At 61.2% G+C, this 25,647-nt stretch carries 22 protein-coding genes; 15 read left to right on the top strand and 7 right to left on the bottom strand.

The genetic code is table 11. The features are described 5' to 3' along the window. Nucleotides 1-11: 11 nt before the first annotated feature. Nucleotides 12-941, bottom strand: coding sequence for an aldo/keto reductase (locus YWU_RS0108670; protein WP_205618313.1), 930 nt, complete (start codon nt 939-941; stop codon nt 12-14). 93 nt (nt 942-1,034) lie between these two features. Between YWU_RS0108670 and YWU_RS0108665 the strand changes: the two genes are divergently transcribed. From YWU_RS0108665 to YWU_RS0108645, 5 genes are all read left to right on the top strand, one after another. Then, nucleotides 1,035-1,862: an undecaprenyl-diphosphate phosphatase gene (locus YWU_RS0108665; protein WP_027020169.1), complete on the top strand. Its 828-nt coding sequence runs from the start codon at nt 1,035-1,037 to the stop codon at nt 1,860-1,862. A 124-nt stretch (nt 1,863-1,986) separates the two neighbouring features. Further along, nucleotides 1,987-3,216 carry a cysteine--1-D-myo-inosityl 2-amino-2-deoxy-alpha-D-glucopyranoside ligase gene (mshC, locus tag YWU_RS0108660; RefSeq protein ID WP_027020168.1) on the top strand — a complete coding sequence of 410 codons (1,230 nt, stop codon included), beginning with the start codon at nt 1,987-1,989 and terminating at the stop codon, nt 3,214-3,216. Between the two features lie 43 nt (nt 3,217-3,259). Continuing rightward, nucleotides 3,260-6,856 (top strand): methionine synthase, encoded by a 3,597-nt coding sequence (gene metH, locus YWU_RS0108655; protein WP_027020167.1) that lies wholly within the window; start codon nt 3,260-3,262, stop codon nt 6,854-6,856. A 216-nt stretch (nt 6,857-7,072) separates the two neighbouring features. Then, nucleotides 7,073-8,383, top strand: coding sequence for a glycoside hydrolase domain-containing protein (locus YWU_RS17585; RefSeq protein WP_051260203.1), 1,311 nt, complete (start codon nt 7,073-7,075; stop codon nt 8,381-8,383). A 324-nt stretch (nt 8,384-8,707) separates the two neighbouring features. Next, nucleotides 8,708-9,376 carry a glycoside hydrolase family 25 protein gene (locus tag YWU_RS0108645; RefSeq protein WP_027020166.1) on the top strand — a complete coding sequence of 223 codons (669 nt, stop codon included), beginning with the start codon at nt 8,708-8,710 and terminating at the stop codon, nt 9,374-9,376. Here YWU_RS0108645 and YWU_RS15985 read toward each other — a convergent pair. The 3 genes from YWU_RS15985 to YWU_RS0108630 all read right to left on the bottom strand — a co-directional run bounded on the left by YWU_RS15985 (nt 9,373) and on the right by YWU_RS0108630 (nt 13,340). Further along, nucleotides 9,373-10,233 (bottom strand): thioesterase family protein, encoded by an 861-nt coding sequence (locus YWU_RS15985; RefSeq protein WP_051260202.1) that lies wholly within the window; start codon nt 10,231-10,233, stop codon nt 9,373-9,375. The two genes, YWU_RS0108645 and YWU_RS15985, sit on opposite strands and share 4 nt — an antisense overlap. A gap of 54 nt (nt 10,234-10,287) precedes the next feature. Further along, nucleotides 10,288-12,555 carry a UvrD-helicase domain-containing protein gene (locus tag YWU_RS0108635; protein ID WP_027020165.1) on the bottom strand — a complete coding sequence of 756 codons (2,268 nt, stop codon included), beginning with the start codon at nt 12,553-12,555 and terminating at the stop codon, nt 10,288-10,290. A gap of 212 nt (nt 12,556-12,767) precedes the next feature. Further along, a complete protein-coding gene (locus YWU_RS0108630; protein ID WP_027020164.1) occupies nt 12,768-13,340 on the bottom strand; it encodes a TetR/AcrR family transcriptional regulator in 573 nt (190 codons plus the stop codon). Nucleotides 13,341-13,424: 84 nt separating this feature from the next. Between YWU_RS0108630 and YWU_RS0108625 the strand changes: the two genes are divergently transcribed. Next, nucleotides 13,425-14,435 carry an alpha/beta fold hydrolase gene (locus YWU_RS0108625; RefSeq protein WP_084142006.1) on the top strand — a complete coding sequence of 337 codons (1,011 nt, stop codon included), beginning with the start codon at nt 13,425-13,427 and terminating at the stop codon, nt 14,433-14,435. Nucleotides 14,436-14,457: 22 nt separating this feature from the next. On the opposite strand, the gene YWU_RS0108620 is transcribed toward YWU_RS0108625, so the two are convergent. Continuing rightward, a complete protein-coding gene (locus tag YWU_RS0108620; RefSeq protein ID WP_156892772.1) occupies nt 14,458-14,841 on the bottom strand; it encodes a hypothetical protein in 384 nt (127 codons plus the stop codon). Nucleotides 14,842-14,921: 80 nt separating this feature from the next. After that, a complete protein-coding gene (locus YWU_RS0108615; RefSeq protein ID WP_156892771.1) occupies nt 14,922-15,749 on the bottom strand; it encodes a DUF4352 domain-containing protein in 828 nt (275 codons plus the stop codon). 56 nt (nt 15,750-15,805) lie between these two features. On the opposite strand from YWU_RS0108615, the gene YWU_RS0108610 reads away from it, so the two are divergent. The 6 genes from YWU_RS0108610 to YWU_RS17580 all read left to right on the top strand — a co-directional run bounded on the left by YWU_RS0108610 (nt 15,806) and on the right by YWU_RS17580 (nt 20,810). Beyond that, the gene (locus YWU_RS0108610) at nt 15,806-16,597 is read left to right on the top strand and encodes an HAD family hydrolase (RefSeq protein WP_084142004.1); all 792 of its coding nucleotides are present in this window, start codon (nt 15,806-15,808) and stop codon (nt 16,595-16,597) included. A gap of 34 nt (nt 16,598-16,631) precedes the next feature. After that, a complete protein-coding gene (locus tag YWU_RS0108605) occupies nt 16,632-16,895 on the top strand; it encodes a phosphoribosyl-ATP diphosphatase (protein WP_027020159.1) in 264 nt (87 codons plus the stop codon). Nucleotides 16,896-16,946: 51 nt separating this feature from the next. Beyond that, on the top strand, nt 16,947-17,792 hold the full coding sequence (gene hisG / locus YWU_RS0108600) for an ATP phosphoribosyltransferase (RefSeq protein ID WP_027020158.1): 846 nt from the start codon (nt 16,947-16,949) through the stop codon (nt 17,790-17,792). Nucleotides 17,793-17,795: 3 nt separating this feature from the next. Further along, on the top strand, nt 17,796-18,521 hold the full coding sequence (locus YWU_RS0108595) for a DUF1648 domain-containing protein (RefSeq protein WP_027020157.1): 726 nt from the start codon (nt 17,796-17,798) through the stop codon (nt 18,519-18,521). Nucleotides 18,522-18,553: 32 nt separating this feature from the next. Then, complete coding sequence (gene aspA, locus YWU_RS15980; RefSeq protein WP_084142002.1) at nt 18,554-20,101, top strand: aspartate ammonia-lyase; 1,548 nt, start codon at nt 18,554-18,556, stop codon at nt 20,099-20,101. A 178-nt stretch (nt 20,102-20,279) separates the two neighbouring features. Further along, nucleotides 20,280-20,810 carry a hypothetical protein gene (locus YWU_RS17580; RefSeq protein WP_027020156.1) on the top strand — a complete coding sequence of 177 codons (531 nt, stop codon included), beginning with the start codon at nt 20,280-20,282 and terminating at the stop codon, nt 20,808-20,810. Here YWU_RS17580 and YWU_RS0108580 read toward each other — a convergent pair. After that, nucleotides 20,807-21,628, bottom strand: a complete 822-nt coding sequence (locus tag YWU_RS0108580) for a RecB family exonuclease (protein WP_051260199.1) — start codon at nt 21,626-21,628, stop codon at nt 20,807-20,809. The genes YWU_RS17580 and YWU_RS0108580 overlap by 4 nt on opposite strands. Nucleotides 21,629-21,700: 72 nt before the next feature. Here YWU_RS0108580 and YWU_RS0108575 point away from each other — a divergent pair, with 72 nt between their 5' ends. The 3 genes from YWU_RS0108575 to dop are packed head-to-tail and all read left to right on the top strand — an operon-like array spanning nt 21,701 to nt 25,639. Then, nucleotides 21,701-22,537, top strand: coding sequence for a tRNA (adenine-N1)-methyltransferase (locus tag YWU_RS0108575; RefSeq protein WP_027020154.1), 837 nt, complete (start codon nt 21,701-21,703; stop codon nt 22,535-22,537). 32 nt (nt 22,538-22,569) lie between these two features. Further along, complete coding sequence (gene arc, locus YWU_RS0108570) at nt 22,570-24,159, top strand: proteasome ATPase (protein WP_027020153.1); 1,590 nt, start codon at nt 22,570-22,572, stop codon at nt 24,157-24,159. Between the two features lies 1 nt (nt 24,160). Then, nucleotides 24,161-25,639 (top strand): depupylase/deamidase Dop, encoded by a 1,479-nt coding sequence (dop, locus tag YWU_RS0108565; protein WP_027020152.1) that lies wholly within the window; start codon nt 24,161-24,163, stop codon nt 25,637-25,639. Nucleotides 25,640-25,647: the final 8 nt, after the last annotated feature.

The raw sequence follows: 25,647 nt of genomic DNA, 5'->3' as shown, positions 1-25,647 counted from the left end.
GTGGAGAGCCGTTACAGGGAGACGTCGTCGAGTGCGTCGCAGATCGCTTTCGGCAGCACGACCTGATCGGCAATGAGAAGTTCGCGGAACTGATCGCGGCTGCGCGCGCCGATGAGTGCTGAGGTCACACCGGGGCGATCGCGCACCCACGCAAGGGCCGCGACGGGCGGTTCGACTCCCAATCCTTCGGCAGCGGTACAGAGCGCTCCGACGACGGTCACGCCGTGAGTATCCAGGTAGGCCTGCACCTCAGCGTCGGCGTGCTCGGACGCACCACGTGAATCCGTGGGGATTTCAGTCCGGTACTTACCGGTGAGCACTCCCTGCGCCAACGACGCCCCGGCAATGAACCCCATCCGCAGATGCTCACAGGCCGGCAGAATCTCCTGCTCTGGACCGCGCTGAAGAAGTGAGTACTCGTGCTGCGCGGAGATCGGGGCGATCCGCTCGGCGGAGGCATGGGTCACCGCGACCTGCCATCCGCTGTAGCCACGCAGCCCCACGTAGCGCACTCGTCCTGAGCGCACCGCGTACTCCAAAGTGTCGGAGACCTCCTCCGGGGGAGTTGAGGCATCCCAGTATCCCGGGCTCCACAGGTCCAAGTAGTCCACCTGTAGCCGCCCGAGCAGTTCGTCGAGTTCACGCAGCATCGCCCGGCGCGAGCAGTCCACCCGTCGGCCCACGGGCCGGTCAGGGTTCACACCTGAGGCTGCAGATAGCACCAGATCGTCGCGCATTCGGTTGCGCTGCATGATGTTTCCGAGGATCTCTGAGGCTGTTTCGTCGCCGAGGACCGGTGAGGCGTCCACCAGATTTCCCCCGGCTGTGATGAAGTCCCGCAGGATCAAGGTGGCCTCGTCGGCGGTGGTACCGGACCCCCAGGTCGATGTTCCGACGCCGAACGCGGACACACGCAGTCCACTCTCACCAAGAATCCTCATTCGCACCTGCCCGATAGTACGTGGCGCCTACCACATAGTGGGAAGGTGCGGGTCACGGGGGTTCGGAGTAGCGTTCATCGAGTGAATGAGTCCATGACCTGGACCCAGACGATCGTGCTATCGATCGTGCAGGGTCTTACTGAATTTCTCCCCATCAGCTCCTCCGGGCATCTGCGGATTGTCTCGGAGCTGTTTTGGGGCCAGGACGCCGGTGCGTCCTTCACTGCCGTGATCCAGCTTGGAACCGAGGCTGCGGTCTTGGTGTTCTTCGCCAAAGACATCTGGCGCATAGCCACTGGATGGTTGCGAGGCCTTTTCAATAAGGATGCCCGGGACTTTGACTACAAGATGGGCTGGATGGTCATTGTGGGTACGTTGCCCATCGCGATCATCGGGTTCTTCGGCAAGGACTACATCCGCGAAGGTCTGCGCAACTTGTGGATCACCGCCACCGTGCTGGTGCTGTTCTCCTTCGTCTTCATTGCCGCCGAGAAGTGGGGCAAGAAGGACCGAAGTTTCGAAGAGCTGACGATGAAGGATGCGATCGTCATGGGCTTTGCGCAGTGTCTCGCGCTGATCCCAGGTGTCTCCCGCTCTGGAGGAACCATCTCCGCTGGTCTATTCCTCAACCTTGACCGTGAGGTTGCCACGCGGTTCTCGTTCCTGCTGGCGATTCCCGCAGTGCTGGCCTCAGGTCTCTTTTCGCTTCCCGACGCCTTCGACCCCAGCGCCGGACAGGCCGCTTCCGGCCTCCAGCTTCTGGTGGGTACCGTTGTGGCGTTTGTGGTGGGCTACGCCGCGATTGCCTGGTTGCTGAAGTTCGTCGCGAACCACTCCTTCGCGTGGTTCGCCGCCTACCGAATCCCGGTTGGCCTGCTGGTGATGGCATTGCTCGGATTCGGTGTGATGTCAGCCGGTTAACCCAGCAATCCCTGCTCGGCATAAGGGCCGATACGTCGAAGTCGTTGGCGTATCAGCAACGCCTCGTTATGGCAGGTCACACACCAGAGTGGTGGGATCCTGGGGGTGCGGTACGGTAATCCGCATGAAATCCTGGCCGCAGCCCACCGTTCCCGCCGTACCCGGGAGTGCGGTACCTCTGTCTCTCTATGACACCGCTGATCAGAACATTCGGCAGGTGACCCCGGCGGGTCAGACCGCCACCTTGTACGTCTGCGGCATTACTCCGTACGACTCGACGCACCTGGGCCACGCGGCTACCTATCTCACCTTCGATCTGGTGCAGCGGGTGCTCATCGACAACGGGTACCCGGTGCATTACGTCCAGAACGTCACCGATGTGGATGATCCGCTGTTTGAGCGCGCTGAGCGAGATGGCGTCGATTGGAAAGAACTCGGCGATTCCCAGGTGGACCTGTTCCGGTCCGACATGGAAGTCCTCTCCGTGATCCCGCCGCGGGACTACATCGGCGTGATCGACTCGGTCGATGAGGTTATCGAGATGGTCCAGACCCTCCTGGACAATGGATCGGCGTACCAAATCAATGGCGACCAGTACCCGGACATCTACTTCCGCACCAGTGCCACCGGACACTTTGGCTACGAGTCCAACTACACCGATGAGGAAATGGCAGAAGCCTTCGCCGAACGAGGCGGCGACCCGGAGCGCCCGGGGAAGGAGAACCCCCTCGACGCACTGCTGTGGCGCGCCCGCCGTGACGGCGAGCCGTCCTGGGACGCACCCTTCGGCGAAGGTCGACCCGGCTGGCACATCGAGTGCTCGGCCATCGCGGCGAACCGCCTTGGCGTTCCTTTCGATATCCAGGGCGGTGGTAGCGACCTTGCCTTCCCGCACCACGAGTTCTCTGCAGCCCACGCTGAGGCCGCTCACAACCACCCGCGGATGGCCTCGCACTACTCCCACGCCGGCATGATCGGCCTAGACGGGGTGAAGATGTCCAAGTCTCTGGGCAACTTGGTGTTCGTCTCCAAGCTCTCAGAGGCTGGTGTCGACCCGTCGGCGATTCGTCTTGGCGTTTTTGCCTCGCACTACCGCAGCGACCGTGACTGGTCCGACGCTGTGCTGGAAGGAGCGCAGATTCGTCTGGACTCCTGGCGGGATGCGGTTGAGGAGCAGAGGAAGGGTGGGGCTGAGGCCGTCGGGAAGCTGCGTGAAGCACTTTCTAACGACCTTGACACCGCTGGTGCCCTCGCCGCGATTGACGAGTGGGCAGCAGGCGCGCCGGGCGGCACCGCAGAAGATTCTGAGCTGGTGAAGACCGCGCTCGACGGCCTGCTGGGCGTGAAGTTGTAACCCGGTTTAGGGGTGACAGATATAAGGACTAAGCTGTCTACTTATGTCTGCCACCCAAGAATCCCCGCTGCTGAAATCCCTGTCAGAACGAGTTCTGATCGGCGACGGCGCCATGGGAACCCAGCTCCAGTCTTTCGATCTCGACGTGGACGCGGACTTCCTTGGGCTTGAGGGTTGTAATGAGATTCTCAACGACACGCGTCCCGACGTCCTCGAGCACATTCACCGCGCCTACTTCGAAGCCGGCGCCGATATGGTCGAGACCAACACCTTCGGTTGTAACCTGCCGAACCTGGCTGATTACGACATTCAGGACCGGATCCGCGACCTGGCGTACCGCGGCACAAAGATTGCCCGTGACGTTGCCGATGAGATGGGGCCAGGCCGCGACGGCATGCGCCGCTTCGTCCTGGGTTCAATTGGGCCGGGCACCAAGCTGCCGTCCCTGGGCCACGCGCCCTACGACGTGCTTCGCGACGCCTACACCGAATGTGGCCTCGGCATGCTCGACGGCGGCGCCGACGCATTTCTCATCGAGACCTGCCAGGACCTGCTGCAGGTCAAGTCTGCGGTGCTCGGTGTGCAGGCGTCGATGCAGCAGCTCGACAAGCACATCCCGATCATCGTCCACGTCACCGTGGAGACCACCGGCACCATGCTCATGGGATCAGAGATCGGCGCCGCGCTGACCGCGCTGGAGCCGCTGGGCATCGACATGATCGGCTTGAACTGTGCCACCGGCCCGGATGAAATGTCCGAGCACCTGCGTTACCTCTCGCAGAACGCGAAAATCCCGATCTCGGTGATGCCGAATGCAGGTCTGCCGGTGCTTGGTAAGAACGGCGCGGAGTACCCGCTGGGCGCAGAGGATCTGGCGACCGCTCTGGTCGGTTTCGTAGAGAACTACGGACTGTCCATGGTTGGCGGTTGCTGCGGTACGACGCCGGAGCATATTTCGGCGGTGCGCGATGCGATCGTCGGGAAGCCTGCGGTTCGCGCTGAGCGAAACCCCAACCGCACTGACGACGTTTCTTCGATCTACACCACGATGCCGCTGACTCAGGACACTGGCATCACGATGATTGGTGAGCGCACCAACGCCAATGGATCGAAGGCATTTCGTGAGGCAATGCTGGAAGGCAATATTGAGAAATGCCTCGATATTGCTCGCCAGCAAACTGTCGACGGCGCACAGATGATCGATCTGTGCATTGACTACGTCGGCCGTGATGGCCGGGAAGACATGAAAAAGCTCGCCGCTGCGATCGCGACCTCCTCGACGCTGCCGGTGATGATCGACTCCACCGAGCCTGGAGTTATCGAAGCGGGACTGGAGCACTTCGGCGGCCGCTGCGCGGTCAACTCCGTCAACTTTGAGGACGGTGATGGCCCAGACTCGCGCTATCAGCGCATCATGCGCCTGGTGAAGGACCACGGCGCGGCAGTTGTTGCTCTGACCATCGACGAAGAAGGCCAGGCGCGAACCGCAGATAAAAAGGTCGCTATCGCTGAGCGTCTCATTGAGGACATCACCGGTACGTGGGGGCTGCAGGAGAAGGACATCATCGTCGATACGCTGACGTTCCCGATCTCTACCGGCCAGGAAGAGACCCGCCGCGATGGCATCGAAACCATCGAAGCCATCCGCGAGCTGAAGAAGCGGCACCCGGAGGTTCACACCACCCTGGGCCTATCCAATATTTCCTTCGGCCTGAACCCGGCTGCCCGACAGGTGCTCAACTCGGTGTTCCTGCATGAGTGTGTGCAGGTTGGCCTGGACACGGCGATCGCGCATAGCTCCAAGATCCTGCCGATGAACAAAATTGAGGACAAGCAGCGTGAGGTTGCTCTCGACATGGTCTACGACCGTCGCCGCGAGGACTACGACCCGCTGCAGGTCTTCATGGAACTCTTCGAAGGAGTCTCTGCCGCTGACGCCAAGGACGCCCGCGCTGAAGCACTCGCCGCGATGCCGCTGTTCGAGCGCCTGGCTCAGCGCATCATCGATGGTGAGCGCAAGGGGCTGGAGGCGGACCTCGACGCCGGCATGCAGGAGAAGGCCCCGATCCAGATCATTAACGAAGATCTGCTCAACGGTATGAAGACTGTCGGCGAACTATTCGGCTCCGGCCAGATGCAGCTGCCGTTCGTTCTGCAGTCCGCAGAGACGATGAAGACCGCCGTGGCGTACCTGGAGCAGTTCATGGACGCCGAGGACTCCACCGGGTCCAAGGGCAAGATCGTCCTGGCGACGGTCAAGGGCGACGTGCACGACATCGGCAAGAACCTCGTGGACATCATCATGTCTAACAACGGCTACGAGACCGTCAACATCGGCATCAAGCAGCCGATCGCCAACATCCTCACCGCTGCCCACGACAACAATGCTGATGTCATCGGCATGTCCGGCCTGCTGGTGAAGTCCACCGTCATCATGAAGGAAAACCTGGAGGAGATGAACTCCTCCGGCGACTCCCAGTATCCGGTGATCCTCGGTGGCGCGGCGCTGACTCGAAGCTACGTCGAGGACGACCTCGACGAGGTCTACCAGGGCGACGTTCACTACGCCCGCGACGCCTTCGAAGGCCTGCGACTGATGGACGAGATCATGGCTCTCAAGCGTGGTGACACCTCGGGAATTGACGCCGAAGAAGCGGAAAAGGCCGCCAAAAAGCGCGAAGAGCGCAAGGCCCGCCGCGAGCGGTCCCAGCGCATCGCTGCCAAGCGCGAGGCAGAGAAGGAACCGGTCATCGTGCCGGAGCGTTCCGACGTCGCCGTCGACGTCCCCGTCGCCACCCCTCCCTTCTGGGGCACCCGCACCATCAAGGGCGTGTCCCTGAACGATTACCTGACCTGCCTGGATGAGCGTGCGCTCTTCATGGGCCAGTGGGGACTGCGCGGAACTCGCGGCGCTGATGGCCCGTCTTACGAGGACCTCGTTGAGACCGAAGGCCGTCCGCGCCTGCGGTCCTGGTTGGACCGACTGTCGACCGCCGGCGTTTTGCAGCACGCCGCTGTGGTCTACGGGTACTTCCCGGCTGTCTCTGAAGGTGACACCGTCCACATTCTGCCGCTGCCAGCTGAGGGTGAGCAGCCGGATCCGTCCGCAGAACCGGTGGTCTCCTTCGACTTCCCGCGTCAGCAGCGCGGCCGTTTCCTGTGCATTTCGGACTTCGTCCGTTCCCGTGAGGTGGCGATCGAGAAGGGCCAGACCGATGTCTTCCCGTTCCAGCTGGTCACCATGGGCCAGCCGATCGCGGATGTGGCCAATGATCTCTTCGCCAAGGATGAGTACCGCGAGTACCTCGAGATCCACGGTGTCGGCGTGCAGCTGACCGAGGCTCTCGCGGAGTACTGGCACTCGCGAGTTCGCTCTGAGCTTGCCCTGTCTGACGGCCGCAGCGCCGGCGACGAAGACTCTGACAACACCGAAGACTTCTTCGACCTGAAGTACCGCGGTGCCCGTTACTCCTTCGGCTATGGCTCCTGCCCGGACCTGGAGTCGCGCATCGACATGGTCAAGCTGCTGCAGCCTGAGCGCATCGGTGTGGAGCTCTCTGAGGAGCTGCAGCTGCACCCGGAGCAGTCCACGGACGCGTTCGTGCTGTACCACCCGGAGGCGAAGTACTTTAACGTCTAGATTCGGCTCGGGCGCAGAGTAGGAGGAGTCTCTGCAGCGCGTTGTCACCTATAGGTGACAACGCGCTGCGAAGGCACCTCTTGGAGCTACCGCAATCACAGTGATTCCGGTGGATAGCAGTCTCGTGAGAAATCCTGCGGTGTCAGGGGGCTAGCTGATCTCTAGTTCCAGAACCCCTTCGTGGCATAAATGCTGTGCCCTGGGACACAATGGAGAATGGCTGAAATTCTCGACTACGCATCCGGTCCGCCGCGCGCCGCCGACATCGCCGCGGACGGATTCATTGGAGTCATCCGTTACCTCAGCCCGACTCGACCGGGCGCCGAAGGCTGGATGACCGGAAAACCCCTCCGCAGAGCCGAGGTCCATGACCTACAGGTCCATGGTCTCGGTATCGCTGCCTGCTGGCAGTTCGGTGCAGGGTCGGTGGGGGAGTCGGACGTCATGCGCGGCTATGAAGGTGGACTTCAAGACGCCCGCGCCGCCGACAACACCCTGGCAGATCTTGACCTTGGAGCATTGCCAGTGTTCTTCGCCGTTGACTTCGACATTTCCCTGGATCAGTGGAACAACACCGCGGTGCATTATTTCCGAGGCTGCGTTGACGTTCTTGGAGTCGAGCGGGTCGGGATCTACGGACACTCGCGAGCATGTGACTGGGCCCGCGAGGACGGAGTGATCGGCCCTGCTGGCCCGAACCATCACCTGATGTGGCAGACGACTGCATGGTCCGGCGGTGTCGTTCATTCGCGGGCGGTGTTGTTGCAGTATCGGCACAATGTTCCGGGGCCGTCGGGAGTGCTGGTTGATGTCAATGCAGTGCGACACCCCTGGTGGGGTCAGAGCCCACCAGGTGTGGAGCCTGGCACCGAAACCCCGGTGGAGCCACCACCGATGAACTTAATTTTTTCAACCGAGCAGTTCCTCGCTGACCGAGACCTTTTGACAAGCCGGGACACGGGCGTTCGTAATGAACGACGGCTGTGGGTGTGTCTGCACACCGACGAATCGGCAGTGAACAATCCGGCCGGGCCCGCCTGGACCGCGGACAGGCTTGCTGAGTACAACCGGGAGGTCACCGACCCGATGGGTGCTCGCGGGTCGTATCACCTGGGGATCGATCGGACTGGGCGCGTCGTAAGGCAAAACGATGACATCTTCGGCTCCTGGTCGGTTGCCTCCAGCGGGAATAACACTGCTTTCCATATCTGTTTGACCGGTACCGCTCACCAGAGTCGCGACCAGTGGTTTTCGCACGTGGATCAGCTCACCAAGGCAGCGGACGTCGTGGCGCATTACTGCCTGTTGTACGGAATCGACATCCGCCGAGCGGTGGCAGGTGACCTGCGGGCAAACGTGTCTGGGATCTGCGGACACGGTGACTTCACTGCCGGCCTCGGAGGAACCACGCACTGGGATCCGGGTGGATACGGAGACATGTATCCAGGCGTTGTCGCTGGTGGTGGAGGGTTTCCGTGGGATGACTTTGTGGGGATGGTCCATGAGGCTGCTGACCGTAGGCGGTAGGCGTTGGTTGAGGAAAAGGCGTCGGGAGCAGTTGTAAAACCGAACCGGAAATCAGTGACAGCGAAGTAGCTATTTCGAAAGAAACCTGAAATGCGGTGCCCATAATTTAATAGGCAGTTCCCCGGAAAACCTAGGAACACCGCATAAGAGAAGGAGCTTTTCCGTGGGTCTTGTTGCTGGTCTCATTGCTATTGTTGGTGATCTTTTGAGTCTGCTGCTCGGGGGTCTCTGAGCTCAGGCGCAGTAATTTTGGGTAGGTGGACCCCCGGCCGGATATTCCGGTCGGGGGTCCGTCATGTCCGGTGGAACTTCTACACTGAAGAGATGATCGGCATCGATGTCAGCGAGCACCAGGACGGCTTGTCGCTAGTGCAGGCCCGCTCGGAAGGCGTGGAATTCGTGATCATCCGGCTGTGCGACGGCACGTACGTCGACCGGGTCTTCCAGTCTCATCTCGATGACGCAGAGATGTGCGGGCTGCCCGTTTCTACGTACTGGTATCTGCGGGCGCCGAGCGAGGGAACGACGATCGCCGAGCAAGTCGACGTCATTGACTCCCAGATGAACGGCCGCCGCGATCTTGGCGTGTGGATCGACGTGGAATCAACTGGCAAGTTCCGGAAGAAACTGCTGACACTCAACGACATCACTTTCGCCCGCACCGAACTCCTGAGCCGCGGATACCGAGTCTGCGGGATCTATACCGGTGCTTGGTACTGGCGGAAGATCAGGGGAGGGGAGCCGTCCATGACCGGTCTTGGCTATCTGTGGGCCAGCAATTACGGGCACAATCACGTCGGCGTGCCGGCGCAGTTGTACGAGGCTGACGGTGGCGACGACCATCCTGGCTGGGACTACCCGCTCGGCAATCGCATCCCTGACATACTCCAGTTCGGCTCGCGAGGGACCGTCGCCGGCCGCGAGGTCGATATCAACGCGTTTCGTGGCACGCCGAATGAGCTGAAGAAGATCTTCTACGGCGGACGGGTTTAGCTCCCAGGCCTAAACGGGTCGAATCCGCTGTCCTTTGGCTGCGGCTGAACCAGCAGAGTCTGGAGGGAGCGGCCGATGGGGCCGTGTTCGTCGTGAAGCGAAGCTGAAGTCATTCCCACGCCATCCGGGCCGATGCTGCCGTGCGCGGAGATCCCAGTCCACGGCGACACCGGCAGTCGGTGCAGGTGCACGACCAAGTCAGTGTTCATGAAGGAGTACTCGCGAGGGTCGAGAGTCGCGCCGATGCCATTGGCGGTGTCGACGACACTCATTAGGCTCTGCCATGGCGTCGGGACTTCACCCTCGACGACTGGGTGGTCGGTGCGCACCCAATGGGCCTGCGGTGACTCACCCGGGATCGAACGCGCATCGATCGAATCGATGTAGCCGCCGCTCCAACGGCTCAAGGGAGAGTCTCCCGCCTCGCCGACCCCGGGAATAGGGGAGTCGAAGGTGCGCTCGACGGCGGAGGTATCGATGGTGGAAAGCAACCACGCGCTTCCCGACGCCACCTGCCTCCACACCCCCTTTACCTCTGCAAGGAGCTCCGACTCAACCATGCTGATCTGTTTTCCCGGTCGGGTGACCCAAGTCCTGGTGCGGAGCGCTGTGTAGGGCACCGGACCCAGCAGATTCGTCGCGACCCGGGAGATCCGCATCCCCTCCGGAATGCCTTGCTCCATGCACCTGGTGAGGAGCGCCGGCGGCGGCGAGCCGTGCTGGAACGGGCCCCACGGCCCGTGGGTGTGCTCGGTCGGCTGGAAACGCTCGACGGTGACAGCAGTTCCGGCAGACGAAGTCTCGTCAGGGAGCTGGCCGAGGGGGATGAAGTACGCGTCGCTAGTAGGTGCGGTCATGAGGTGGACGTTACTTAATCGGCTTTCGGCGGGTAGCTCCGCCCGACCGGCTGATTACGGCAAGATCGGGGACTTGCGGCCCGTGCAGGTGATCATCAGCTGGTCACGGGCGCGAGAGGCGGCCACGTACAGCAGTGACCGCGCACGAAGAATCACGTCCGCTCGGTCAGTGTCATTGAGCCCTGCGAGCTCCCGCTTGTTGGGAATCGCATCTTCGCTAATACCGACGAGGATGACATGGGTGAACTCCATGCCCTTGGCGCCCTGCATGGTCAGAACGGAGATGCTGGTCTCGGCGATCTTGGCTGCGTTCCTGGTGCGGACAGCTTCGACATTTCGGTCCGCCAGACCCGTGACGATCTTGTTGATCAGGCGACGGTCATCCAAGGTCAGGATGCCGATACGGGCACTGTCATCGTCCTCAACCCAGCGGCTCGCGGTCTCTGCGACGGCGTCGAGTTCTTCGTCGAAGGTGGCGCATTCGGCGATGACCGGTGCCGGGCCGGTACGAACCGAGCGATACCCGGTGAGGTTGTCTTCTTCACCTTCGGAGTCGACCCATTCCTCTCCCTGCAGCATTTGCGACGCATAGGCAAGGTTCTGGCGGGTAGTGCGATAGTTCATCGTTAGTCGACGCGAACGGCCGCTGGTGTTGACTCCGAATCGCGACAGGACGAGCCTTTGGCCGTAGATCCGCTGATGGGAATCTTCCGCCAGGAAAATGTCGTCGGTACCTTCCGGCACTGCGGCGCGCAGCAGACTCCAGTGGCCGGCGTGGAAGTCCTGGGCCTCGTCGACAAGCACGTGATCGAACATGTACCCGGAATCGGAAACTCGGGACCTGAGGATGTGTGCGGCCATCATCGACTGAGCGGCGAAGGTGAATCGTCCCGAGGCTCGGCACGCCTGGAGGAACTCTTCGATGACGGACCACACCTTCTTCCGAGACTCCGGAAGTAGGGCACTGCCGCGGCCGCTGCGGTCGACGGCCAGATACTGCTCCAGGTCCGTGACCTGCTGAGCGAGCACAACATTGCGGTACTCCTGCGCCAGGAACTCCGGGTGCGCAGCATCACCGCGAGGCGGAACCTCGACTGCGGAGAGCGCATCGCGCCACTGCAGGAGCTCTTCAGGGTCACCAAGAGGCAGCGGCGCCGCGGTCTGTTTCTGACCGGCAATAGCGAAGGTAGCCCCTTCGATCTCTTCCTCGGTGGCATTTTTCAGGATGGACTGTGCGAGCGCGTCGATGTTGCTGGTCCAAACGCCCTTAGCACCTGGATAGTCAGCCTCGAGGCTGTCCGGGTTTAGCACCATGAGCTGCGAGCGCAACGAGTCCGCCAGGCCACGAGTGAACGTGGTGACAAACACCGACGGCACCTCGCCGGTGCGCTTGCGTGCCTTCTTCAGCAGTGAGGTAGCGCGGTGCACGATCACCACGGTTTTGCCAGTTCCGGCGCCACCGGTGACGCGGGCAGGGCCGGTGAAGTCTCGGTCGACCAGGCCCTGCTGCGAGGGGTGGAGGAAGACGCGCCACTTGTCGAAGTCGCCACCTTCGATGATGTGGCGCACCGCGTCCGAGCTGCTCCCCACGTAGTGGAATTCACTAGCCGCGGCGTCCATCAGCAGTCCTGCGATGGTCTCTGCGTCGGTGTCGGTGGTCTGTTCGGAGCCGGCCTCCTCGTCTACATCCAACGCCAGATCCGAGCGAACTCCCTCAATGTCCATGCCAGACGCCAGCGCCATCAAGGCACTGGACTCCCATGAGGTGCTGTTCGCAAGTGCAGCGTTGAGATCGTTTTCAGTTGTGAGGTGACGGACTGCCTCAAAAGCCTCTGGAGTGATTCCCAGTTCTTCATGAAGCTGCTCGGCGGTGAAGCCGGCGAGACCCTCACTCGGGTTCTTCAGCGTCACCTCGGCGACGGTGACATCGGAAACGGACGGCTTCGCTGACGGCTCCGGAGTCTCAGTATTGGTCTTCGCTGGCACCTCTGCCATGAACTTCACACTGGTGACTCCCGAGCGAGGATCCACAACCAGCGTCGAGGTGCGGGCTTTAGCGATGGCCTCCTCGCGAAGCTTGGTGCCGATGTACGCGTAGTGCATCGACTTTTCGTCGGAGAGCTCGAACAACACCACCGAGTGGTCGTCATCGACGGAGGAAATGCGGATACGCGAGTCGGCGGCATCGTCTACCGGAAGCAGGCGCTTACGGGCTGCGGGAGTGTCCTTCTGCAGGTCGACCAGCAGTCGGCTTGCCTCTTCGAGGACCTCCTTAGGCAGAGCCTTGTCGTCTGGTGCGTTGCGCATTGTCAAGGTGCTCATGCGAGAGGGAGGCTCCTTCGGAGGTGGTGTAACTGCCCGATGAGGGGACTGTGTAACGGGACCACCCTAGACGATTGAATCTCAGAAGGACCCCAAACGCGGGGACTGGCTGATCGAACACGATAACGAAAACTCATCGCTTCCCGACGTCCCCGCCTGAGGTGCCGGATTCGGCCAGTCGGACAACGCGTCGAATTCTTGGCAGGTCTGCTCTACTGTCCCTCGCCGAACGTCTGCCTGAGCACATCCACCTCTTCACTGACCAACCCCAGCGCCTCATACGCTGGCATTACTCCGATCAGCACTCGCTGCGTCAGTCCGTTACTTAATCCGACGAGGCGTGCTGCTGTGCGAGGGGATGAGTTGGTGGGCACGTGGCCACTGTTGAGCAATTCCTCTGCCCTCGCCACCTGGACGCGCGAGGCCTGCGCGACGATGGCGCCGATCTCTGCGTTGACCACGCCATGGGCCATGTACGCGTACCAAACAGCTGCGCCGAGTCTGAAGGCTGAAGTTTGGGGGATAGGTGAGGTGAGGAGCTCGAAAAGCACTTGCCACGGATCGTCGCCGGTAGGTCGCAACGCCTCGTCGACCATCGCCTGGCAACCGGCCACCACGAGATCGTCCTTGGACTCGAAGTAGTGCTGGATCCGCCCGACGGAGATCCTCGCGGCTGCGGCTACCCGCGCGTACGTGACTCCCTCGATGCCGCGCTCACTGATCACGGCCCAGAGTCCCTGGATCACTTCATTGCGGCGTTCTTCGTGGTCAACGACTTTTGGCATACTTTAAACAGTATCACTATATTGCGAACGTTTGCGATATGAGCGTACTGTAAAAAAGAAACATTCATCCAAGGACGTGCAGATATGCCCGAGACATCCAATGCCGCCTCAGATTCGCCCATAGCCCCTCGAGGTCGCCGTTTGCGGAAAACTGGGGTCGCGCTTCTGGTGGTCCTAGCCCTCATTGGCACCTGGGCTACGTACCGCTTTTTCTTCGGGGCGCCCGGCGTAGGTAATTTCCGCTCTGCCCAGGGCTTCGTTGAATACTGCGAGCTCTATGACGACGCGATGGGCCGCCTTCCGACTCTCGACGCCATTCACGACATCCCCACCGATCACGGCACCGTCCGCGTTTACGAATGGGAAGGAGAAGGCATCCCCGTTGTGCTTTTCCCTGGTCGCGCCTCAGGCACGCCGATGTGGTCGGAGAATCTCCCTGGTTTCGTTGAGAATCGCCGTGTCCTCGCCTTCGACCTCATTGGGGACGCGGGAATGTCGGCCCAGGCAGCTCCTCTCACGTCTTTCGACGAGCAGGCTGTCTGGATCGACCAGGCGCTCAGTGACTTGGCTCCCGATGGTGCTCACGTGGTCGGTCATTCATTCGGCGGGGCCGTCGCGGCGACCTATGCATCGTCCTATCCAGAGAACGTGAAGTCTCTCGCGCTTCTTGAACCAGTCTTCACCGTCGCTTATCCACCGCCGTCGATGCTGTTCTGGTCGATGGCCGTGTCTTTGCCATGGCTGCCGGGTGGTCTGCGCGACACGGCGATGGAGCGTGTCGGCGGTGCGGAGCCAGGGGAGATGGACGGCCAAGATGATCCGGTGGCGCTCATGATCGCCGCCGCCACCGAGCATTACTCCTCGTCGCTGCCGACCCCGACACCGCTCTCAGACGAGCAGGCGTCCCGCCTAACAATGCCGGTCTATATCGCCCTAGCTGATCGGGACTCCCTCGCCGGCAGTGAGGAAAAAGCGAAAAACATGCTTCCCGACGCCTCCATCACCACCTGGCCCGACACCACACACTCGTTGCCGATGCAGGTCCCGGAAGACCTGAACGTTGTGTTGCAGCAGTTTTGGACACGAGCCAGTTAGTTGCTCGGTTTTACGACTCCGTCTATTGCAATCCCCGCCCATCAGGATCGGGAAGGTAGTTGGTGACAAATTTCAGGTGTTCGGTCTGGTGCATAAGTATGGTCTGGGCTTGCTCGCGGACGTACTTAGAGATGCTCCAGAACTCTTTATCGTCGTCCAGGCTTTCCTCCAACCGCTTGCATGCAAGGAGTAAAAGGCCTGCGCTCATTCGCACGACATACGCTTCATCCTCTGACCGGTCTATTGGGCCACGGTTCATAATCAATGATCTGGACACTCCTGAGCCACCGTCGATCTCATGAGCCTGATGAATCATGTTGTTGATTAAGTCCTCCAGAAGGTCGACGACGTATTGCCTCGACGTGAGAACCTGCTGGCGGTGCTTTGGGTCATCAAAGAATTCCATGTGGCGCAAGGTACTGACGGGGCAGACAATCGCCCCCTGGACGCACTCGAAAACCGCGAGGTGTGTTCGAAAACCTAGGTTTAAGGTGACCACGGCTCCTCGCCGTACATGTCATTGAGCTGCCCACATAGCGCGGGATCGTCGATGTAGCCTTCGGCGCAGCCGTAGTGGGCTTGAGATTCTCCGGAACTTCGATAAGGAAACTCATCCGGATTAGCGGCGGGAGGAGCTTCTGGGGCGACTGCAGCTGGGTTGTCCGGCGCAGGGGCGACAGCTTCTGGGGCCGAGTCCACTGGTGCCGGAGGTGTTGGATCTTCGGTTTCTATGGTGGCATCAGTGAGGTCGATGTAGGTGAGGTCGTCGTACGCGACATTGGGGTCGGCGAATCCGAGGTAGCCGACCTCGAAACTCTCCGGCACCTCGTAAATCCACGACATCGTAGTGCTGAATCCTGGATTGAGTGGGTCTCCACAAGTCGGATTTCCCGGAACCCGATAGAGGTCCCCGATGTCGGTGTACTGCCTGTCATCCGAACTGAAGAGCTCAGTTTGTACCGAGAAACTGCATGTCAGGTCCCAGGGTTCTTTGCCGGTGTTCTCGACCTCAGTATCGACACGAAAGAATTTCCCGCCATCGCGGGCCTCGACGGTCTCCTCTGGCATCGTTCCTTCCTCGAAACCCTCGGCAGTCAGGGAAAGCTGCTCCGATTCCGTCAATGCGGTGACGGTCATCGTGACGCCATCTGCGACCACTGGTTCTCCGATAGTTCCTGAAGGGGCAGCAGACGAGGTCGTAGTCTCTGGTGCTGAACTCTCAGCAGGTTCATCTGCGTCGCTAGCGCAGGCGGTAACGAGCATCGGAATGGTGAGAATCGCGGCGAGCAGTCGCCATCGGGGAGTCGTAGTCAAGGTGGTCCTTGTCTGGAGAGAACGCGATAGGTGAACAGAGTTAAACGTTAGCCTCTATGTATTTACTGGGGAAAGTAGATTTCGCGGATTGGCAGCGCCAGGGGAGCCATTGCACCGCTTCGCTTGCCCGCTTCAAGGCGGCTACAGTGCCGTACGTGATACCTGCAATTCTTTGGGACATGGACGGCACTCTCATCGACACCGAGCTCCTATGGGGCGAAGCGGTGTTCACGATGTCTGAGGCGATGGGACGGCGAGCCTCATTGGAGGTCCGCGAGTCGACAATGGGCACCAACGGCCCCTTCACCGTTCGCGCCTGCGCTGACTATGCGGGTCTCGAGCTCACCGATGAGGAAGAGCGCCAGTGGGTTAAGCGTCTCTTCGAGATGTTCCTGGAGAAGCTCTCCAATGGCGCTGATTTGTGTGCCGGCATCCCGGAAATTCTTGCTGAAGGTCGCGAGCAGGGCATTCCCATGATCATTGCTACGAACACCGTGCGGGTGATTGCGGACAAGACCATCGACATCATCGGTCGAGACTGGTTCATCGACACTGTCTGCGGCGACGAGGTTCCCAGCGGCAAGCCGGCACCGGATATCTACCTCGAGGCCGCCCGACGCACCGGCGTTGCACCCGAGGACTGCCTAGCCGTTGAGGACTCCTTCACCGGTTCCTCTGCAGCGGTTGCTGCCGGTTGCCGCACGCTCGGCGCGCCCATCGAAGACAACGGTGAGATCGCCGACGGCGCGCACCGGTTGTCGCAGTTGATCCCCGGTCGCACGGACTTCTCCGGAATGACCCTGGCGGATCTGGAAGAGCTGTACCAGCGGATCGGTACCCCGAACTAAGCACTTGTGCACCTGGCGTGAAAGAATGGCCGACGTGAAAAACTTTGACACCCTGTTCGCGGAACTCAAGGACCGTGCCGAGAAGCGCCCTGAGGGCTCTTCGACCGTCGAGATGCTCGACAAGGGCGTGCATGCGCAGGGCAAGAAGATCATGGAAGAGGCTGGCGAAGTGTGGCTCGCAGCCGAGTATGAGTCCGATGAGGAGCTCGCTGAGGAAATCTCGCAGCTCATCTACTGGCTCCAGGTGATCATGGTCGGTCGGGGACTTACCCCGGAAGACGTCTACAAGCATCTGTAGTCGTCCGCTTCCGAACCCCACCTCACACTCCACCAAAGGACCATCTCTTCAATGTTGCGCGTAGCTGTCCCCAACAAGGGCTCCCTGTCCGAAGCCGCGATGGAAATCCTCGGCGAGGCCGGATATCCCGGCCGCGGCGACTCCAAGCGTCTGACCGTTGCCGATGAGGCCAATGGCATCGAGTTCTTTTTCCTACGTCCGAAGGACATCCCGATTTACGTCGGAAAAGGGCACCTAGACCTCGGCATCACCGGCCGCGATCTGGCTGCTGATTCCCTCGCTCCGGTCACCGAAGTGCTCAACCTCGGTTTCGGAGATTCGACCTTCCGCTACGCAGCCCCGAAGGAAGAGGGCTGGAGCCTGGAGAAGCTCGAAGGCTCTCGCATCGCTACCTCTTACCCGAACCTGGTCCGCGAGGACCTCAAGGCTCGCGGCATCGAGGCCACTGTCTTGCGTCTGGACGGCGCGGTGGAGATCTCCATCCGCCTCGGTGTCGCTGACGTAATCGCAGATGTTGTCTCCACCGGCCGGACCCTGCGCAATCAGGGACTGGAGCCGTTCGGTGACGTGATGGTCACCTCTGAGGCCGTCGTTGTTGGCCAGGACGACCGTGAGCTCGGCCGCGAGGAGCAGGTCTTCCTCAACCGCATCCAGGGCATCCTGCACGCGAAGAACTACCTGATGCTCGACTACAACATCTCCCGCGATCTGCTTGACGACGCCGCCGCCATCACCCCGGGCCTGTCTGCTCCCACGGTCTCTCCGTTGGCGGAGGAGAACTGGGTTGCGGTTCGCGCGATGGTTCCGCGCAAGGACGCCAACGACGTCATGGACCAGATTTCCGGTATCGGCGCCAAGGCCGTCCTAGCCACCGATATTCGTATCGCCCGCCTGTAGTTCATGGCTCGGCGAGAAGAGGCGACGTCCAGGCAATGGCCCTGGTACGTCGCCTCGGTCGTTGTTGCGGCCCTCGCGGGCGGCGTCGTTCTCTCCTTTTACGATCAGATCCCTGACCCATTCCCGACACACTGGGGACCCTCCGGTGAGCCCGGCAATTTCCGGGATAAGTCAGTCAGCAATGTTCTGACGTACCTGCTGATGGTGCCGTTATTCATGCTCTTGATCTTCGGTATCGTTGCAATCGCGGTGGGGGCTGCAGCAAAAAGCGCGGACCGGGAGCCGACCCGATTCGAGTCCGCTGAAGACCTTGGTCGCAAGCGCATGCTGATGTCGGTGACTCTCTGGCACCTTGGGTGGTATCAGTTCGTCATCATCTCGATGCTCACTGTGATGGTGGGGTATGGGTTGTGGATGGGGGCGTCGGGAAGCGGGTTTGTGTTCTGGGCCTGCATGTCGGTGATGATCGCCGCGACGGTGGCGAACATCGTGGCATTGGCGCGACACCAAAAGCGCACGGACAAAGAGATCCCGCCGACGAACTACGACCCGGACAAACTCAAAGCCGGGATGATCTACTGGGACCCTGACGATGAACGGTTATTCATTTCGCAGGCCGACGGCATGAATATGATCCCTAACCTGGCCAGGTCCGGTGCGTGGGGCCTGATGGGAGCCTTGCTGCTGCCTGCGGCCATCGTGACTCTCATAGTCGTTTTAGCAGGATGAAACATCGATGAAACACCGGTAGCCTTACCCGCATGGCTACCGATAGCGCATCTTCTACCTCCGTCCGCACCGAAGTAGACCTCCTCGGTGAACGAGAGGTCCCGGCATCGGCGTACTGGGGAATCCACACCCTCCGCGCGATGGAAAATTTCCCCATTTCCGGCGACACCATCAGTTCTGTTCCGGAGTTTGTCCGCGGCATGGTGATGGTGAAAAAGGCGGCCGCGATGGCGAACCGTCGGATGCACACGATCCCCAAGGATGTTGCTGACGCGATCTCCTACGCCTGCGACCAGATCCTCGACGAGGGCCGGTGCATGGACCAGTTCCCGATCGATCAGTTCCAGGGCGGCGCCGGCACCAGCTTGAACATGAACACCAACGAGGTAGTGGCGAACCTCGCGCTGGAGCACTTGGGGTTCGAGAAGGGGCGTTACGACGTCATCAATCCCAACGACGACGTCAATCAGTGCCAGTCCACCAATGATGCGTACCCGACCGGTTTCCGCCTGGCACTGAACATGGCGCTGAATGGCCTGGTGGTGGAGCTCGACATGCTCGCGGAGACGCTGCACATCAAGGGCGATGAGTTCGTTGACTACATCACCATGGGTCGTACCCAGCTCCAGGATGCTGTGCCGATCACAGTCGGCCAGGAGTTCCACGCCTTCGCCAACAACATCGAGGAGGAGAAGGCGACGATCATGCGTGTCGCCGACATGCTCCTTGAGATCAACCTCGGCGCTACCGCGATCGGTACCGGGGTCAACGCACCGAAGGGCTACCGTGAGGCCGCTGTACAGGCGCTGCGGGAGATCTCTGGCATGTCAGTGATGTCCGCTAAGGACCTCGTGGAGGCAACCTCCGACACCGGTGCCTACGTTAACGCCCACAGCGCGGTGAAGCGCGCAGCGATGAAGATGTCCAAGATGTGCAATGACCTACGACTGCTGTCCTCGGGCCCGCGTGCTGGTTTCAATGAGATCAACCTCCCAGAGATGCAGGCCGGCTCGTCGATCATGCCGGCGAAGGTCAATCCGGTCATTCCTGAGGTCGTCAACCAGGTGTGTTTCAAGGTCTTCGGCAATGACGTCACCTTGTCTATGGCCGCTGAGGCCGGTCAGTTGCAGCTCAATGTGATGGAGCCGGTTATTGGCCAGTGCCTGTTTGAGTCGATCCACTTGCTGCGTCGCGCTTCCCAGACCCTGCGTTTGAAGTGCATCGCTGGTATCACCGTGAACCCAGAGGTCTGCCGTGCGTACGTGGACAACTCCATCGGCATCATCACCTACCTCAACCCCGTGATCGGTCACCACATGGGTGACGTGATCGGCAGTGAGGCTGCCGCTACCGGACGCTCGGTCCGCGAATTGGTTCTGGAGAAGGGGCTTATCGACGAAAAGGAACTAGACCGCATCCTCTCCGTCAACAACCTCATGCACCCGGATTATCTGGGCCGCAGGTACGTGGAGGGTGAGTCCCGCCTTGACGAGGTCCGCGCGCGCGAAGACAAGCGTTCGCAGGAAGAGACTGCCGCGGCGACAGCGACGGCTCGTCAGATCGACAGTCAGGAGCGGTAACCCACGCATGGGGGTGAGGGGTCTCAAGCCTGAAGGTTGAGACCTGTTGTCATGACACCCTTCTGCGTTCCCGAGCCGCTACGCGGCACTGTGGGAGGCGCGTCCCCAATCTGAGAAAAGTTCAGCCAACGGGTGATTTTCCTATTAGGCTCGGCCTTCTCCAAGCCAGGAGTTGCCTATGACAGCGCCACAGTTCTCCTCCCCGCCGCCAGGGGCGGATGTGCTGATGCCGGCAAAACAGCGCAAAAGCACCTCGACATTGCTGCTGTCGCTGGTGCTTCTGGTGACCGTAGTTCTGCTGGTGGTGTTCACGCCGGTGCGGGCAGAGGAGGCATCCGATCAGCAGGAGGTCCCCGCAGCGCTGATCACCACCAGGGAGGCGCCTGTACAGGAACCATCCGGCCCGTCCACGCTGCCGTGCGACGGTAGGGGAATCCTCATTCTGGAGTCCGTCGTTGTCCCAGAGGGACGCGAAGCCGCCCCGAAGATCAACGCTGCGGTGGCGAAATGGAGCCGGTCCCTTAACCCGGTGCGGTACGCAGAGCCCGGCGGCTGCCCGTCGCTGCGCTCAGAGCTCAACGGTGACGCGATCTACCCTGTGTTCGTCGATTACGGGTTCAATACCGGCGAGCTGTGCAGCGCCATGCGCAACCACGGAGGCAATGCCCGCACCGTCAGCGAGCGCCCCGAATTCCTCAGTCCCTGTTAGTCGCCGACCGCGCCGGGCCAGCCCGGGTACTCCGGCGGTTCATTGCCGAAGGCGGGGCACAAAGTGTCCTTGAAACTGCACCAGTTGCAGAGCTTCGAAGTTTTCGGAGCAAAGTCCCCGAACTTCCCGTCGCGGACGATCTCAGACCACAGCTGGGTAAGTTCGGTCTGGAATCGCTCCAACTCGTGGGAGTTAGGGACATGCACTAGATCGTCTCCGACCTTGAGGTACATCAGGCGAAGCTGGTCGGGGATCCGACCGTGCAGGCGCCAATATGCCAGTGCGTAGAACCGCATCTGGAACAAGGCCTCGGCCTGGAATCTGGGGGAGGGCTTCTTACCGGTCTTGTAGTCGACGATGCGCACTTCTCCAGAGGGAGCGACGTCGATGCGGTCAATGAAACCGCGGGCAGGGACGTCGTCAAGCATGAGGTTGATGAACTGCTCCAGCGAGGCAGCGTCGAACCCCTGGGGGTTCTCCATGATGAAGTAGCCCTTCAGCAAGGCGCGGCACTCGACGAGGTACTCCATCAGATCGTCCTCGGGAACCAGTTCGAGAAGTTCGTCGTCCTTTGCGCACATCTCCTCCCACGTCGGCTTAAGCCTCGCAACCGCCGACGGATAGGTGCGCTCCTCCCGTGGCCACGCATGCATTTGCTCCAGTACCGCGTGGACCAGAGTTCCCTTCACCTGTGCCACGGTCTGTGGCTCTGGGATGCGGTCAATGGAACGGAGCCGGTACTTGAGCGGACACTGTCGATATTCCAATCCCCGGGACGGGGACAAGGCGAGCTTCTTGCGGATGGAGGCGGCTGGCATAGATGTCAGGGTAACCGCTGATATAGTCACCTGCGCTAATCCCAGCGCGACACCCACAACCCCGGAGGCAACATGGCGAACAGCGGTCCGTTCCAGGTCGGAGACCGAGTCCAGCTCACAGACGGAAAGAGCCGGAAGTTCACGATCACTCTGGCTGAAGGGGACCGGTTCTTCACCCACCGCGGCCCGATCGCCCACGATGACATCATCGGCAGCGACGAAGGCACTACTGTCATCTCCGGTGAAGGCACCTCGTACTTGGCGCAGCGGCACACCCTGTTCGACTACGTGCTGTCCATGCCCCGCGGCGCCGCAGTGATCTACCCGAAAGATGCCTCGCAGATCCTCGTTGAGGGAGACATCTTCCCCGGCGCCCGCGTCCTGGAGGCAGGTGCCGGCTCCGGCGCGATGAGCCTCTACCTCCTGCGCGCACTGGGGCCGCAAGGCAAGCTCATCTCCTATGAGATCCGCGAGGATCACCTGGAGTACGCACAGAAGAACGTCACCGAATTCCTCGGTGAGATGCCCGAGAACTGGGACCTGCGCCTGGGTGACTTGAACGAGACCTCCGTCGAGGCCCTTGGCGGACCGGTCGACCGCGTCATCCTCGACATGCTCGAGCCGTGGGAGTGCCTGCAGACCGCCAAGAACGTGCTGCAGCCGGGCGGCATGCTCATCGGATACGTCGCCACGGTGACGCAGCTCTCCAAGATCGTGGAGGGAATCCGCGAACTGGGCTGCTTCACCGAGCCGCGCGCCTGGGAAACGATGGTCCGCGACTGGCACGTTGTCGACCTCGCTGTGCGGCCTGTCCATAAAATGCAGGCGCACACCGCATTTCTCGTCACCGCCCGACGACTGGCTGATGGAACGGTGGCGCCGCGGCCGCAGCGACGGAACCGTCGTTAAGCAAATTTTCTTAGGTAGGTAAGGTCAGGGATATGACCGACCTCCAGCAGAACAGTAAGATTCGCGCCCTCGAACAGAAGAACTCAGTTCTCAGCGACAGGAACACGAAACTCATTGAGGCGTTGCGGGAGTCCCGCAACCAGCTGGATCTCCTGCGCCAGGACCTCGACTCCATGACGCAGCCGCCGTCGACCTACGGCACTTTCCTGTCTGGTAGTTCGGCGAATAACACCGCCGAGGTCTACACCGGCAACCGCCGGATGCGCCTGAACGCGCTGGACAAACTGGACGTTAGCTCCATTAAGCCCGGCGCGATGGTGCGCATCTCTGAAGGTGCCGTAGTTGTTGAAGACTGCGGTTACCAGGATCACGGCGATCTTGCGCTGGTCCGCGAGACCCTGGAGGACCGCCGCCGGGTGCTGGTCTCTAACACCCATGGTGAGGAGTCGGTGCTCACCCTCGCCGGCGCGATTACCCCGAAGGTCGGCGACACGGTCCTCATCGACGATAAGGCCGGATACGCCTTCGAGGTCATCCCCAAGGCCGAGGTTGAGAACCTCGTCCTGGAGGAAGTCCCCAATGTTGAGTACTCCGATATCGGTGGCCTGACTAAGCAGATCGAGCAGATTCACGACGCCGTCGAGATGCCCTTCCTACACCCAGAACTCTTCGAGGCTTACGACCTGCGCCCGCCCAAGGGTGTCTTGCTCTATGGGCCTCCCGGTAACGGCAAGACACTCATCGCGAAGGCCGTGGCCAATTCGCTTGCCCGCAAGATCGCTGCATCCCGCGGCGTCGGGGAAGAAGAGGCGCGCCGGGCACAGGCGTACTTCCTCAACGTGAAGGGCCCGGAGCTGCTCAACAAATTTGTTGGTGAGACCGAGCGCCAGATCCGCCTGATTTTCGACCGCGCCCGGGACATCGCCGAGGATGGCCGCCCGGTCATCGTGTTCTTCGATGAGATGGACTCGATCTTCCGTACCCGCGGCTCGGGAGTTAGCTCCGATATGGAGAACACCGTCGTGCCGCAGCTGCTGGCTGAACTCGATGGCGTGGAGGGGTTGACCAATGTCATCGTCATCGGTGCCACTAACCGCGAGGAAATGATCGACCCGGCGATCTTGCGCCCGGGCCGCCTGGACGTGAAGATCCGCATCGAGCGCCCTGATGCGGACGCCGCGCGCGAGATCTTCAGCAAGTACCTCACCGCTTCTTTGCCGTACGACGCCTCCGAGGTCGCCACTCACGGTTCCCCCGAGTCCGCTGCAGCAGCCCTCACTGATCTGACCGTTGAGCGCATGTACCGAACCTCCACGGAGAACGAGTACGTGAACGTGCGGTATGTCGATGGGACTGTCGACACGCTGCACTTCCGCGACTTCAACTCTGGCGCGATGATCTCCAACATCGTGGATCGGGCGAAGAAGCTCGCAATCAAGGAGGTCATCGCCGGTACCGGCGACGGCATCACCGGCACGCACCTGCTGGAGGCGGTGGCCGAGGAGTTCTCGCAGAACGAGGACCTGCCGAACACCTCTAACCCGGATGAGTGGGCGCGGATTTCCGGACGCCCGGCCGGCCGAGTCCTGGACGTCACCGTGATCAGCCACGAGGAGAACTGATATGCCACGCATCCTGGGCACTGAGATCGAATACGGCATCGTCGCACCGGAGGATCAGGACATCAGCCCGATCATGACCTCCACGATGGCGATCCTGGCGTATGCGAAGAAGCACACCACCGCTAATGGCCGCCGCGCCCGCTGGGACTACGAGCCCGAGTCGCCGCTGCGCGATACTCGTGGTTTCGACCTGCGCCGCTACCGCCAGACGCCGATCGTGGATCCGGACGCTGTGGGCGCGGCGAACATGATCCTCACCAATGGCGCGCGTTTCTATGTCGATCACGCGCATCCGGAGTACTCAGCCCCAGAGACCACCGACCCGATGTCCGCTGTCATCGCCGACCGTGCCGGAGATGTGATCATGCAGGAAGCAGCGGATCTCTCCGAGGTCGAACTGAAGATCTACCGCAACAATGTCGACGGCAAGGGCGCCTCCTACGGAGCCCACGAAAACTACCGGTTCTCCCGCGACACCGACTGGGACACTGTCGCCGCAGCTCTCATCCCATTTTTCGTCACCCGGCAGGTGTACACCGGCGCCGGTCGGGTCGGGCTGGGGCAGCAGGGCCAAGAGGCTGGCTTCCAGATCAGCCAGCGCGCCGACTACATCGAGACCGAGATCAGCCTCGAGACGACCCTCAACCGCGGAATCATCAACACCCGCGATGAGCCGCACTCCAACCCCGACCAGTGGCGCCGCCTCCACGTGATCATCGGCGACGCCAACATGTCCGAAACCGCCACTTACCTCAAGCTCGGCGCGACCTCCTTGGTCCTGGACGCCATCGAAGATGGAGTGGACTTCACCGACCTCACCCTGCGCGACCCGGTCGCCGATGTTCAGCGCATCAGCCGCGACCTCACCTGCACCGAGCGTTTGCAGCACGACGACCACGTCACCCACCGCACCGCCATCGAGATTCAGCGCGAATATCTCCGTCGGGTGCGGAAATATGATGTGGATGGGGACGTCGTAAAGCGGTGGGAGGAAGTTCTCGACTTGCTTGACGACGACCCGATGCGCACCTCCGACATCCTCGACTGGACGGCGAAACTTTCGCTGTTGGAAGGCCTTCGTCAACGCGGAAACCTTGACTGGTCGCATCCAAAGCTGGCTCTCATCGATATCCAGTACACCGACATCGACCCCGCCCGCGGCCTGTATTTCGCACTCGCCTCGCGTGGCCGGATCCGTCGTCTGACTACCGACGAGCAGATCGCCGAAGCGGTGGCCAACGCACCGCGCGACACCCGTGCATACCTGCGCGGCGGATTGCTGCGACGGTTCCCGGACGATGTCGTCGCCGCTAGTTGGGACAGTCTCATCGTCACCGCCGATGGAGACATGGTCAAACTCCAAATCCATGACGTGGAGGGCCTTGGCGCAGACTCGCTGGACAACATCGTCGAGGAAGCGCCGGACATGGCGACACTCGTGGAGGGGCTGCGCCAGCGTGGCCTGGCAGGACTGGCGTAGAATTAACC

This window comes from Corynebacterium sputi DSM 45148 (genome assembly GCF_000427865.1).
Classification (GTDB): domain Bacteria; phylum Actinomycetota; class Actinomycetes; order Mycobacteriales; family Mycobacteriaceae; genus Corynebacterium; species Corynebacterium sputi.
The sequence above is the reverse complement of the archived record's forward strand: the minus strand, read 5'-3'. Positions and strand labels throughout refer to the sequence as shown.

What these genes read in the sequence shown, in the direction of transcription:
- YWU_RS0108670 (WP_205618313.1), bottom strand. Translation starts at nt 941, where the DNA reads ATGAGGATTCTTGGTGAGAGTGGACTGCGTGTGTCCGCGTTCGGCGTC.
- YWU_RS0108665 (WP_027020169.1), top strand. Translation starts at nt 1,035, where the DNA reads ATGACCTGGACCCAGACGATCGTGCTATCGATCGTGCAGGGTCTTACT.
- mshC (WP_027020168.1), top strand. Translation starts at nt 1,987, where the DNA reads ATGAAATCCTGGCCGCAGCCCACCGTTCCCGCCGTACCCGGGAGTGCG.
- metH (WP_027020167.1), top strand. Translation starts at nt 3,260, where the DNA reads ATGTCTGCCACCCAAGAATCCCCGCTGCTGAAATCCCTGTCAGAACGA.
- YWU_RS17585 (WP_051260203.1), top strand. Translation starts at nt 7,073, where the DNA reads ATGGCTGAAATTCTCGACTACGCATCCGGTCCGCCGCGCGCCGCCGAC.
- YWU_RS0108645 (WP_027020166.1), top strand. Translation starts at nt 8,708, where the DNA reads ATGATCGGCATCGATGTCAGCGAGCACCAGGACGGCTTGTCGCTAGTG.
- YWU_RS15985 (WP_051260202.1), bottom strand. Translation starts at nt 10,233, where the DNA reads ATGACCGCACCTACTAGCGACGCGTACTTCATCCCCCTCGGCCAGCTC.
- YWU_RS0108635 (WP_027020165.1), bottom strand. Translation starts at nt 12,555, where the DNA reads ATGAGCACCTTGACAATGCGCAACGCACCAGACGACAAGGCTCTGCCT.
- YWU_RS0108630 (WP_027020164.1), bottom strand. Translation starts at nt 13,340, where the DNA reads ATGCCAAAAGTCGTTGACCACGAAGAACGCCGCAATGAAGTGATCCAG.
- YWU_RS0108625 (WP_084142006.1), top strand. Translation starts at nt 13,425, where the DNA reads ATGCCCGAGACATCCAATGCCGCCTCAGATTCGCCCATAGCCCCTCGA.
- YWU_RS0108620 (WP_156892772.1), bottom strand. Translation starts at nt 14,841, where the DNA reads ATGGAATTCTTTGATGACCCAAAGCACCGCCAGCAGGTTCTCACGTCG.
- YWU_RS0108610 (WP_084142004.1), top strand. Translation starts at nt 15,806, where the DNA reads ATGTATTTACTGGGGAAAGTAGATTTCGCGGATTGGCAGCGCCAGGGG.
- hisG (WP_027020158.1), top strand. Translation starts at nt 16,947, where the DNA reads ATGTTGCGCGTAGCTGTCCCCAACAAGGGCTCCCTGTCCGAAGCCGCG.
- YWU_RS0108595 (WP_027020157.1), top strand. Translation starts at nt 17,796, where the DNA reads ATGGCTCGGCGAGAAGAGGCGACGTCCAGGCAATGGCCCTGGTACGTC.
- aspA (WP_084142002.1), top strand. Translation starts at nt 18,554, where the DNA reads ATGGCTACCGATAGCGCATCTTCTACCTCCGTCCGCACCGAAGTAGAC.
- YWU_RS17580 (WP_027020156.1), top strand. Translation starts at nt 20,280, where the DNA reads ATGACAGCGCCACAGTTCTCCTCCCCGCCGCCAGGGGCGGATGTGCTG.
- YWU_RS0108580 (WP_051260199.1), bottom strand. Translation starts at nt 21,628, where the DNA reads ATGCCAGCCGCCTCCATCCGCAAGAAGCTCGCCTTGTCCCCGTCCCGG.
- YWU_RS0108575 (WP_027020154.1), top strand. Translation starts at nt 21,701, where the DNA reads ATGGCGAACAGCGGTCCGTTCCAGGTCGGAGACCGAGTCCAGCTCACA.
- arc (WP_027020153.1), top strand. Translation starts at nt 22,570, where the DNA reads ATGACCGACCTCCAGCAGAACAGTAAGATTCGCGCCCTCGAACAGAAG.
- dop (WP_027020152.1), top strand. Translation starts at nt 24,161, where the DNA reads ATGCCACGCATCCTGGGCACTGAGATCGAATACGGCATCGTCGCACCG.